At 72.2% G+C, this 11,919-nt stretch carries 6 protein-coding genes; 1 reads left to right on the forward strand and 5 read right to left on the reverse strand.

Annotated features, from left to right (window positions below; genetic code table 11):
- Window positions 1-2: 2 nt before the first annotated feature.
- Together OJ997_RS15815 and holA are read right to left on the reverse strand one after the other, a co-directional pair.
- Window positions 3-1,958, reverse strand: a complete 1,956-nt coding sequence (locus OJ997_RS15815; RefSeq protein WP_270026128.1) for a glycoside hydrolase family 15 protein — start codon at window positions 1,956-1,958, stop codon at window positions 3-5.
- Between the two features lie 25 nt (window positions 1,959-1,983).
- On the reverse strand, window positions 1,984-2,961 hold the full coding sequence (gene holA, locus OJ997_RS15820) for a DNA polymerase III subunit delta (protein ID WP_270026129.1): 978 nt from the start codon (window positions 2,959-2,961) through the stop codon (window positions 1,984-1,986).
- A 102-nt stretch (window positions 2,962-3,063) separates the two neighbouring features.
- Between holA and OJ997_RS15825 the strand changes: the two genes are divergently transcribed.
- Window positions 3,064-5,775, forward strand: a complete 2,712-nt coding sequence (locus OJ997_RS15825) for a YncE family protein (RefSeq protein ID WP_270026130.1) — start codon at window positions 3,064-3,066, stop codon at window positions 5,773-5,775.
- A gap of 63 nt (window positions 5,776-5,838) precedes the next feature.
- On the opposite strand, the gene OJ997_RS15830 is transcribed toward OJ997_RS15825, so the two are convergent.
- The 3 genes from OJ997_RS15830 to OJ997_RS15840 form a co-directional block, all read right to left on the reverse strand.
- The gene (locus tag OJ997_RS15830) at window positions 5,839-8,589 is read right to left on the reverse strand and encodes a lamin tail domain-containing protein (protein WP_270026131.1); all 2,751 of its coding nucleotides are present in this window, start codon (window positions 8,587-8,589) and stop codon (window positions 5,839-5,841) included.
- Between the two features lie 140 nt (window positions 8,590-8,729).
- Complete coding sequence (locus tag OJ997_RS15835) at window positions 8,730-11,264, reverse strand: DNA internalization-related competence protein ComEC/Rec2 (protein WP_270026132.1); 2,535 nt, start codon at window positions 11,262-11,264, stop codon at window positions 8,730-8,732.
- 10 nt (window positions 11,265-11,274) lie between these two features.
- Entirely contained in the window at window positions 11,275-11,892 is a 618-nt protein-coding gene (locus OJ997_RS15840) for a helix-hairpin-helix domain-containing protein (RefSeq protein WP_270026133.1), read from the reverse strand.
- Window positions 11,893-11,919 lie beyond the last annotated feature (27 nt).

The following is an 11,919-nucleotide window of genomic DNA, read 5'->3' on the forward strand; positions in this document are numbered from 1 at the left end:
CCCTAGGCGGCGCGCTTCTTCTTCGCCGGCGCCGCGGCCACTTCCGTGGGCGGCAGCGGCTCGTCCTGGGCGGAGAGCGGCTGCAGGCCGGCGGCGAGCTTCTCGTCGGCGCGGATCACGTGCATCACGGCGTTGATCAGCGCGAGGTGCGTGAACGCCTGCGGGAAGTTGCCGAGGTGGCGGCCGCTGCGCGGGTCGATCTCCTCCGCGTACAGGTGCAGCGGGGACGCGTAGCCGAGCAGCTTCTGGCACAGGTCGCGCGCCAGGTGGTGCTCGCCGATCTCGCTCAGGGCGCTCACGAGCCAGAACGAGCAGATCGTGAACGTGCCCTCCTCGCCCTGGAGGCCGTCGTCGGTCTCCTCGACCTTGTAGCGCAGCACGAGCCCGTCGATCGTCAGGTCGTTGGCGATCGCCATCACCGTCTTGCGCACGCGCTCGTCCGTCGGCGGCAGGAAGCGCACGAGCGGGATCAGCAGCGCGCTCGCGTCCAGCGCCTCGGTGTCGTAGTGCTGGGTGAAGACGCCGTCCTTGCAGCCATGCTCGAGGATGTCGGCCTTGATCTCGTCGGCCTTCGCGCGCCAGATCTCGGACTGCTCGTGGTTCTCGCGCAGCGTCGCGAGGCGGGCGCCACGGTCGCACGCGACCCAGCACATGACCTTCGAGGACACGAAGTGCTTGTCCTCGCCGCGCACCTCCCAGATGCCGCGGTCGGGCTTCTGCCAGTTCTCGATCGCGGCCTCGACCAGGCTCTTGATCAGCGGCCAGCGGCGCTCGGGCAGGTGGTCGCGGGACTTGGCGTGCAGGAAGATCGAGTCCAGCATCGTGCCCCACACGTCGTGCTGGCGCTGGTTGTAGGCGCCGTTGCCGATGCGGACAGGGCGGGCGTTGTCGTAGCCGCTGAGGTGGTCGAGCGTCTCCTCGATCAGCTCACGCTCGCCCTGGATGCCGTACATGACCTGCAGGTCGTCGGCCTGTGCCGCGTCCTGCATGAAGTAGAAGTAGTCGTTGGCCTCCCACTCGAAGCCGAGCGAGTGCAGGCCCCAGAGCATGAAGGTGCTGTCGCGGACCCAGCTGTAGCGGTAGTCCCAGTTGCGCTCGCCACCCGGGGTCTCGGGGAGGCTCGTGGTCGCGGCGGCGATCATCGCGCCCGTCGGCGAGTAGCTCAGGCCCTTCAGCGTGAGGGCGCTGCGCTGGAGGTACTGGCGCCACGGATGATCCGGGAACGTGCCGTGCGCGAGCCACTGGTGCCAGTAGTCGGCGGTGTTGACCAGGCGCTCGTAGGCCTCGTCGTACGTCTTCGGGCCGGGGTGCTCCGAGAACGCCAGCGAGACGAACGCGGTCTCCCCCGCCTTCAGGGTGCTGACCGCTCGCACGCGCGAGCCCTCGAAGCCGACGCGCAGGTCGGTCGTCAGGTGCAGCTTGGTGCCCCAGCCCTCGGCGGTCGCGACCGCCTCGTGGTAGCCCTCACCCGCGTACTCCCACTGCGCGTAGCGGCGGCCGTAGTCGAAGATCGGGTCGCACTCCATCTGGACCTCGACCGAGCCGTTCACGCAACGCATCGTGCGCAGGAGCACGTGGTCGGCGTCGTAGTCCGTGGGGGCGCGCCGGTGCGTCGTGGAGCGCTCCTCCTTGTCGTGCCACGGGCCGATCAGCAGCACGTCGCGGACGATCAGCCAGCCGCGGTCGGTGCCCCAGGTGGTCTCCAGGATCATCGTGCCCGGCAGGTAGCGCCGGGCGGCGGGGACCATCGTGTCCGCCGGGCCGAGCCGGAACGTGCCGGCGTCGCGGTCCAGGACCGCGCCGAACACGCTCGGACCGTCATGGCGGGGCAGGCACAGCCACTCGATCGCGCCGGACGGCGCCACCAGGGCGTTCGTCTCGCAGTCCGAGAGGAAGCCGTAGTCCGCGATCGGCGGGAAGGGGGAAGAGAGCGGAGGGTTCGCGTTGTCCAGCGACATTGCCGCTGGATGCTAGGGAGTTCGCTCAGGCGGCGGCAGCGAGGACGGCGCGGATGGCGACCGTGTCCTCATTGAGCCCGCCGCCCAGGTGCCCGCGCGTCGCGGCCTCGAGGTCGGCCATCGCCGCAAGCGCTTGGCGCAGCGACTCGAGATCCCGCGCCCCGACGTCCTTGATGAACTTGTCGGCGGCGCGCGGCGGCATCCGCAGCGTGCGCTTGACCTGCGCGGGCGCCTGCCCCGCGTGCAACGCTTCTGCCACGGTGACCGCGTCGCGCAGCCGGCGGACCATGTTGTAGATGAGGCCCGTGACCCGCTCACCCTGCTGGCGCAGCTCGAGCAGCAGCTCCAGCGACGCCTGCTTGTCGCCCGCGACGAGCGCGTCGGCGAGGCTCCAGACCTTCTTCTCGGAGGACGTCGCACAGGAGTCGATGACCTCCTCCGGCCCGATGTAGGCCCCCGGCCCGTGCTCGAGCGCGAGCTTCTCCAGCTCGCGCATCAGCCGCTGCTGGCGCTCCCCGACCTGCGCGACGAGCGCTTTGGCGCCCTCCCGGTCCAGGTCGATCTTCAGGCCCTTGGCCTGTGCCTCCAGCCACTTCGGCAGATCCCAGGCCTTGACGTTGTTCTCGGCCGCGATCTGCCCTTCGACCTTCTTGACGGCGTCGTGCAGCTTGTCCGGCGCCTTGTAGCGGCCCTCTTCGCGGGCGAAGAACGCGACCGTCAGCGTCTCGGGATCGGCCGACTTGAGCGCGGTGGCGACACCGGTGACCTCGGCGTCCTTCCAGCGCTCGACGCCGTCGGCGATCACGAACCGCCGGCCCATCGCGAACGTCATCGTCGAGATCGCGATCTCCAGCGCCGCGGGCGTGCACTGGTCGCCCTCGTAGACCTCGACACCGGCCGTGCCCGCCGACTCCTCGGCCATCGCGCGTAGACGGGCGCGCCGCTCGGCGATCCGACCGTGGTCGTCGCCGTGGATGAGGTACGCGGCGCGGAAAGCAGGCACGCGGAGCGAGTCTATCCCCGTAACTGGACGGCAACCTCCCGGTTTTGGCGCATTGGAACTCTCATGGCGTTCCAATCCACAGGATCAGGAGGATCTGTGCCTTTGCTCAGCAGGATGGTCGCCGCAGCGGCGACCGGTGCCGTGCTCACACTGGTTGGATCGGGGTCCGCGCTCGCGGCCCCGACGGCGTTCGTGACCGACGGCAACGCGTCCGTGTTCCCGGTCGACGTCGCCACGGGCGTGCCCGGCGAGCGGATCGCGCTCACCACCGGTGAGACCCAGCTCGTCGTCGCCTCGCCGGACGGCAAGACCATCTACACCCTGGGGGCCAGCCCCGGGCTCCTGTCGGTGATCGACGCGGCCACGCGCACGGTCAAGTCGACGATCACGATCGGCACGGTCCCGGCCGGCCTCGCGATCACACCGGACGGCACGAAGCTCTACGTGACGCGCCAGTTCTCGCGCCAGCTCATCCCCGTCGACGCCGCGACCGGCGCGACCGGCCCGGCGATCACGACCGGGAACGGCCCGCGCGGGATCGCGATCACGCCCGACGGCACGAAGGTCGTCGTGACGAACTACAGCGGCAGCCAGGTGCAGATCGTGTCGGTCGCGACGGGCGCTGTGCTGTCGACGATCCCGGTCCCCGGCAACCCGCAGTCCGTCGTCATCACCCCGGACGGCAAGACCGCGTGGGCGTTCGCCGAGACCAACAAGCAGCTCGTCCCGATCGATCTCGCCACCGCGACGGCCGGGACGCCGATCGTGGTCGGGGGCACGACGCCGCGCACGATCGCGCTCGCGCCGGACGGCACGTCGATCTACGTGTCGGACTGGGCGAGCGGTGATCTCACGCCGTTCGACCTCGCCACCGGCGCGCCGCGGACACCGATCGTCAGCCTGGGCGCGACGAGCGTCGCGTTCACACCCGACGGCAAGACCGGCTACGCCCCCGGCGGCATGAGCGGCAAGGTCTTCCGCTTCGACGTCGCCACGGGCGCGCTGGGCACGCCGATCGAGCTCGGCAACTCCCCCGCGTACGTCGCGTTCTCGAACGTCACGCCCACTGAGCAGGGCCCGCCCGCGCCGACCTACACGCTCTCGCACGAGTACCTGTCGGGCACCGTGGGCGATCCGACGAACGACCGCGTCACGATCACCGTCGCGCAGAAGACGGCGGCCGGCGGCGATGTCGATGCTTCGGCGTTGCGCGTGGAAGCGGTGCTGTCGTCGAACCCGGCGGTCGCGGCATTGAGCGGCGTGACCGTGAGTGGGATGGGCGCGACCCGGTCGGTGTCGATCACGCCCGCGGGCGGCGTCGGCTACGCGGACATCGCGCTGCGGGTGAGCGGCCTCGGAACCGAGACGACGACCGCGATCGTCAACTACGCCGCCTCGGGCGCCGCGCCGACCGCGACGAGCCGCTCGCTGATCGGCAGCGCGGACGCGTCGGCCGCGATCGACGCCGGCGACGGCTACATGCTCGTCGCCGACGACGAGAGCAACATCATCAAGCTCTTCAAGCGCGACTCCTCGGAGCGGCGCGTGAAGGACTGGGACTTCCAGACGCGCGTGCAGGCGCCGCGCGAGGTCGACATCGAGGCCGCGACGCGCGTCGGCGACACGATCTACTGGAGCGGGTCGCTCGGCAACAACAAGGAGGGCAAGCTGCGGCCGGAGCGGGCGTTCGTGTTCACGACGGTGGTGAGCGGATCGGGCGCGAGCACCGAGCTGACGTTCGGGAACCGCTACGCCGGGCTGCGCGACGACCTGATCGAATGGGACCAGGCGCACGGGAATCGCTTCGGGTTCGCGGCCGGCGCGGCCGAGGGCAAGATCCCCAAGATCCTCAACGGCTTCAACGTCGAGGGGCTGGAGTTCGCGCCGGGGTCGACCTCGGTGGCGTACGTCGGGTTCCGGGCGCCGCTGGTGCCCGCCGTTCCGGGTGGCAAGGCGCTGGTCGTGCCAGTGCTCAACTTCGACCAGGTCGCCTCGGCGAGCGCGAAGGCGACGTTCGGCGAGCCGATCCTGTGGGACCTCGGCGGGCTCAGCATCCGCGACATCCGCAAGAACGCGCTCGACCAGTACCTCGTGCTGGCCGGCTCCTACGACGCCGGCGGGCGCTACGAGCTGTGGACCTGGGACGGTGTGTCGTCGCACGCGCCGCGCAAGTCGCCGACGCCGCTGCCCGCCCTGGACACCACGGGCGAGGACCCGGGTGCGTGGGAGGCGATCGTCGACGTGCCCGCGCCGCTGCGGACCGGTGCGCCGGTGCAGCTGCTGATGGACCAGGGCGCGGCGGACCTCTACCACGACGGCCAGGAGGCGAAGTCGCTCAACCCGGAGTGGAGCAAGGGCCGGTCCGACTGGTTCTCGCTCGAGCTGCCGACCGACATCACGGTGGGCCTCTCGGGCACGGTGCCGCTGACGCTCGGGCTGTCGCTGGGCTCGGGCTCGGCTTCGTTCGGCACGTTCCTGCCGGGCGTCGGCCGGGATTACGTGGCGCCGCTGGACGCGACGGTCACGGCGACGGCGGAGGCGAGCGCGTTGACGGTGTATGACCCGAGCAGCGTCGTGCCGGGCCGGCTGGTGAACGGGACACGGGCGCTGGCGACGCCGGTGGCGGCGCGAGCCGGGACGGGTGCGTTCGCGCCGGTCGGGAGCGCCGCGGTGACGCTGGGCGCCTGGACCGAGCCGGTCAGCAACGAGCCCGTCGCGCTCGAGTTCCGGCAGTCGATCGGGGCGCGTGAGGGCCTGAGCGCGGGCGAGTACGGCAAGACGCTCGTGTTCCTGCTCGCACAAACGACGCCGTAGAACGACCGAGGGGGCGCCGCAGTGGCGCCCCCTCGGGTTACGTTCGGCGCGCTCGGCGCGCGGTTACGGCGTGGTGGTGCTCAGGGTGAACGTGAGCGTCTTGGAGTAGCTGCCGGTGCGCAGGCCGTCCTCGGCTGCGATCGACTGCTTGAAGCCGACCGTGACCTTGCGGACGCTGATCGGCTCGGTCCAGGACGCCAGCGCCAGCGGGCTGCTGTCGGTCTTCAGCGGCGCGTACGTGCCGCCGTTGGCGTTGACCTGCACGGGCGTGCGGAGCGCGTGCACGCCGTTGACCAGGCGGCCGGTGGCCGTGGTGGAGGCGTCGTTGACGCTCAGCGTCGCATCCGCGCCGGTCGAGGTGACCGTCGCGTCCAGCGTCGTCGTGTAGTCGCGAGCCACACCCGGCAGGAACGTGCCGAACGAGGCGTCGCCGATCGTCAGCGCCAGCGTCGCGGGGACGCTGCCGGTGAGGTTGCTCGGCTGCGAGACGCTCGCGCCCTTGGCGAGCTCGAACGTCACGACCGGCGGGTCATGGTCGGAGATGCCGCTGCCGTCGCCCTCGGGGCGCTCGTAGTAGTCGTTGTCGAAGTGCACGTAGCGGAAGTCCGTCACGCGCGACTCGAGGCCGGAGGAGACGAAGATGTGGTCCAGCGTCTGCAGGTGGCCGTTGAACTTGTACGAGTAGGCCTGGCCCACCGGCGCCTTGGTCCACAGGTTCGCGAGGGCGTTGCCGCCCGCGAGCGTGCTGAGCGCGGTGGAGAACTCGAAGTCGTTCAGGTCACCGGCGACGAGGACGTTCTTGCCCTCCTGCTGCATCTGCTTGGCGGCCGTGTTGACCCAGGCCGCCTCGTCGATCCGGCACTGGTTCTGGTGCGACTGCGACGCCCAGTGGTTGCTGAGGGCGGTGAAGGTGATGTCGCCCTTCTTGAGCTCGAGCGCGTACGGGGCGCGGTCGAACAGCTTGCCCGGGTAGAGGTCGCAGACGCCCGCGTTGGCCCACGGGCCGGGGACGTCGGCGCCGATCACGCGGCCGTTGGTGGCCGTCGTGCCGTTCTTGACGAGGAAGCCGGGCGCGATGCCGCGGCCGTCGTTGTTCGGGGCGATATAGCCCGTGTAGTTGCCGAGCTTCGCGGCCAGGCCGGTGAGCGCGTTCTTGCCGTTGAGGACCGCGACTTCCTGGACGGCGATGACGTCCGGCTCCTTGAGGAAGTTCTTGATCGCCAGGGCGATCGTGCGGATGCGCTCCTCGTACTCGGCGTCGGTGATGGTGTGGCCGTCGTTGCTCTCGCCCACCGGGAACAGGTTCTCGACGTTGAAGGAGGCGACGCGCAGCGTGTTGTCCTCCGGCGTCGGGACGGCCGGCGGGTACGCGGCGTTGATCGGGCCGCGCTCGATCGTCGGGGCGGTCGCGCCCGTGAGCTGAGGCACGATCTTGAAGAAGCTGTAGCTGTAGCTCAGCGGGCCCGTGACGCTCTTGACGACGTCGAAGAGGTCCAGGTCGACCTGCGTGAGGCTGCGCCACGGCAGGCGCGGGTCGGCGGGGTTGCCGGCGCCACCGTCGGGCGAGATGCCGAGCTCGGCGGGCGCGTCCGACCACGGGGTGGTCTCGGCGGCCGCGTCGTTCTTGCGGAACAGGCGCGTGGCGTCCGTTCCGGGCTCGACGAAGACGTCACGGAACTTGGTCGTGCCGCCGCCGGTGGCGATGCCGACCGGAAGCGTCACGCGCATGCCCTGCAGCGCGCGGTAGTACGGGCGGTTGATCGGGTCCTGGTTCTCGGCCTTGGTCTGGTCGAGGACGACCGCCTCCGGGAGCGGCTTCTTGTCCGTGGAGACGGAGACGGCGACCGTGTTCAGGTCGACTTCCTGGGCGTTCGGGTTCGTCGTGGAGCCGACGCCGTCCGGCACGATCTCGACCTGGCCGAACTTCGCGTTCGCGCGACCCTCGATGACGACCTCACGGCCGATGACGTCCGCCGGGTTGGTCGCGCTGCGGCGGATGCCCGCCACGAAGATGGCGCTCGAGGTGGTGGCCGTCGCCGAACGGGTCTCCTCCTGGATCCAGATGCCCGAGTCGCCCTTGTAGATGGCGTCGTAGGAGGAGCCGTAGAGGTTGTCGATGCCGGTCACGATGCCCTTGATGCGGACGCGCGTGCCGTTGCACGCCGACGAGGCGCCGAGCGTTTGGATGCTCGTGATGCTGGTGACCGCCGGGGCGGTCTGGCAGCCCTCGCCGGGCTCGACCGGACCACCGGTGCAGGCGCTGCCGCACTTGGTGGGGGTCGGCGTCGTCGGACCGGTGAAGTCGGCCGCGTTGTCGTCGGTGTCCTGCGTGCCGCCGTTCTTGCGGATGAACCCGCCGGGGCCGGTCGACGGCTGGGCGAGGCCCGCGCCTTCGCGGTAGGCCTGCGGGGCGGCGGTCGAGCCGAAGGCGTCGACGGTCGCCGACCCGTTGCGCAGGGCGATGCCGCCCGTGGCCGTGATACCCGTGCCGTACTGCACGTCGGACTGCGCCGTGAACGTGCCGGCCGAGTTGGCGAACACGAACGTCCCGTTCGCCGGCAGCGAAGCGCCGGCGGGCACGGTCGCCCGCACGCTGTTGGTGCCGGCGCTGTTGGCACCGACGATCGTCCAGCCGCCGATCGCGACGGCGGCGCCGGAGACGTTGCGGAGCTCGATGACTTCGTCGTTGCCGCCGCCGGGGCCGCCGAACGCCACCTGCGAGATCACGACCGGGCCGGCCGCATGCGCTGCGGGTGCCGCGAGCGCAAGCGCGGCGATCGCCGTCGTCGCGACGGTCAGAAGACGGGGTTTCACGATGGAGGAGTCCTTTCCGCGGGGGAATCCGAAAGACGGCGTCAACTTACAGGTGCGTCGCGCTGAGAGGTGACGGTTTGGTGACCAACCCCGGTGGTTGCCCGGTATGAGCGGGTGTGGCGTGTGTCCGGCTGCGGACATCAGCGTTGGATCGCCAGGCGTCCGTCGTCGGCGTGGAGGCGCACCGTGCCGTCGGTGTCCGTGCGGACGACGGTGGGCACGGCCGCGGCCAGCGCGCGCGTGGTGGACGGGTCCGGATGGCCGTACGTGTTCTCCTTACCCACCTCGATCGCGGCGACCTTGGGCTGCAGTTGCTGGAGGAGGGCGGGCAGGCCCGGGTCGGCGCTGCCGTGGTGGGGCACCTTGAGCACGTCGACCGGAGCGAGCGCGAGCCGGCTGAGCACGGGCGACTCGGCGTCCGCGGTCAGGAACACCGACACGTCCTCGGCCTCCAGGCGCATCACGAGCGCGTTGTCGTTCGGGTCGCCGCTCGCCGTCCAGCCCGCGGGGCGCCGTGGCGGCCACAGCACGTGGAAGCGGAGGTGGTTGAGCGTGATCGTCTCCCCCGCCGCCGGCGCGTGGACCTTGTGACGGGTGAGCGTGCGCTGCACGGCCGAGCTCCAGCCCGCGCCGCCGTCGACGATCAGCCGGGGTCGGTACTTGGCGATCACGGCCGGGGCGGCGCCCTCGTGGTCGGTCTCCGCGTGGGTGAGCATCAGCGCGTCCAGCCGGTCGACGCCCGCCTCGCGCAGGCGGGTGAGGATCGGCCCGTCCGGCTTGCCCGTGTCGATGAGGACGGTGACGCCGTCGTGCTCGATCAGCGTCGCGTCGCCCTGGCCGATGTCCAGGAACGTGACCCGCAGGACACCGGGCGCGGGCGGCGCCGTCGTGGTGCGGCTCAGCACGACGACTGCGGCGACGACGGCGAGCGCGAGCGCCGCGGCGGCGGGCGTGACGCGGCGGCGCCTGCGCGGGGTTCGGCTCCAGCGTTTGAGCGCCAGGGCGGTCAGCAGCACGAGCCCGAGCCAGCCGGCCAGGACGAGCTGCGGGCTCGCGTGGATCTCGACCACCGACAGCGGCGTGGCCGCCGTGATCCGCGCGACGTGCTGGACGTAGACGAGCAGCGGCGCGGTGAGGAACGTGAACGGGACGGCGAGCGGTGCCGCCAGTTGCGCCGCCGCGCACGCCAGCACGCCGAGCCACATCACGGGCGCGATCGCCGGCGCCGCGAGCAGGTTCGCGGGCAGCGCGGCCAGCGAGACCTCCTCGAAGTGCATCGCCATCAGCGGCGCCGTCCCGATCGTCGCCGCGAGCGTGAGCGCCGCCGCCTCGGCGACAGGGTCGGGCAGCCGGCGTTTGAGCGGTTCGGCGAGCGGCGCGAACCCGGCCAGCAGCGCCGCGACCGCCGCGAACGACAGCTGCCAGCCCGGCTCCTGCACCGAGCGTGGGTTGAGCACCAGCGTCACCGCCGCCGCGAGCAGCAGCGCGTACCAGCGCTGCGCGGGCCGCCCCGCGAGCGCCGCGACCAGGCCCGTGATGCCCATCACGCCCGCCCGCTGGATCGATGGCCCGGCGCCCGTGAGCGGCACGTACAGCGCGATCGCGAGCGCGGCGACGACCAGCCGCGCGCGCAGCGGAAGCCCCAGCAGGCTCGCCACCGCGAGCACGAGGATCGCGAGCAGCATCACGTTCTGGCCGCTCACCGCCAGGATGTGCGCGAGCCCCGAGCGCTGGAAGTCGTCCTTGACCTCGCCCGTGAGCTGCTCGTCCGCGCCGATCACCATCCCGCGCAGCAGCGCCGCCTCGGGCGCGGCGAGCCGCTGCGCGAGCCCGGCCTCGGCCCGCCGCCGCACGCCGTCGAGCACGCCGGCCACGCCTCCCCGCCGCGTGCCGGTGGCGTCGACGCGCGACGCGTCGATAGCCGCGTGCGCGTTGCGCAGCCGCTGATAGGCGTCCGCGAACCCGAGCGGCGCGACCCGCCCGGACACGGCGACGATGTCCCCGACGGCGACCGAGGGCCCCGCCCCGTGTTTCGCCTCGCCGCCCGTCGCCTCGTCCGCCGTGACCCCGCCGCCCGCAGCGGCCCCAACCCCGGCCGCCGCCTCACCACCTGCCGCCACGCCCGCCGTAGCCCCGCCGCCCAACGTCGCGCCCGCCGTGGCCCCGCCGCCCGTCGTCCCGGGCGCCGGCGCGGCCGTACTTCCACCCTCGCGGGCGGCGCGGGGCGGCCCTGGCCAGGCGCGCGAGCGCAGCACGGCCTGCTCACCCGCGCCTGGGCCGTCGAGGAGACGGACGCGCGCGACCGCCGGGCCGTGGGCACGCTCGCGGACCGGCTCGAGGACGACAACGCGCGTCGTGACCGAGCGGCCGTGCATGTCGGCGAGCACGCCGGCGTCCAGCGCCGTGAGCCGCGCGTCCGCGAGCGTCGCGCCGAGCAGCACCGCCGCGGCGGCGATCGGCGCCGGCCAGGTCGCCCCGGCCAGCGTGGCCGCGGCGAGCGCCGTGGCCACGACCGCCGCGGGGTGCGCACGGCTCAGCAACAGCCCGGCGACCAGCGCGGCGAGCACGACGTGCCGTGGGTGCGCTCGCACCGTCGCGAGGGCGAGCCGCGCCCGCGCGGAGGCGCCTCCCGGAGCTTGCTGCGCCGGCACCGGAACCATGTGCGGCCGCGACATCGCTCGCGCTCTAGACCGTCACGCGTTCGCGGAGCGTCGCGAGGCGCTTCTCGCCGATGCCGGAGACCTGGTCGAGCTCGTCGACCGTTTTGAAGCCGCCGTGCTGCTCGCGGTACTCGATGATCTTCTGGGCCGTGGCCGGGCCGACGCCGTCGAGCGTGTCCAGCTGCTCGAGCGTCGCCGTGTTCAGGTTGATCGGGCCTTCGGGCGCCGCTGCCGCGCCGCCTGGCGTGGTCGGGGCCGTGGCGGTCGCGACCTTGCCGCGGGTCGGCACGAGGATCTGGCGGCCGTCCTCGAGCTTGGCGGCGCGGTTGAGCTGGGTCACGTCGGCACGGCGGGTCGCGCCGCCGGCGCGCTCCAGGGCGTCCTCGACGCGGTCCTGGGTCGTGAGCGAATAGACGCCGGGGCGCTTGACGGCGCCGGAGACGTCGACGACCACCTTCGTCCCACGTGCGGCCGCGCCCGGCTCGGCGGTGGGTTCCTGCGCCGCCGCGATCGTGGCGACGGCAGGTGGCGGCGCGGCGTCGGCGGTCGGTCGCGAACGGGCGAGGTACCAGGCGGCGAGCAGGGCCAGGACCACGCCCGCGGCGGCCCAGGCGGCCATCCGGCGGGGGTCTCGTTCGGGCATGGCCGGAACCTATGGGCGCGTGCTGAA

Source organism: Solirubrobacter phytolaccae (genome assembly GCF_027587195.1).
In the GTDB taxonomy this organism is placed as follows: domain Bacteria; phylum Actinomycetota; class Thermoleophilia; order Solirubrobacterales; family Solirubrobacteraceae; genus Solirubrobacter; species Solirubrobacter phytolaccae.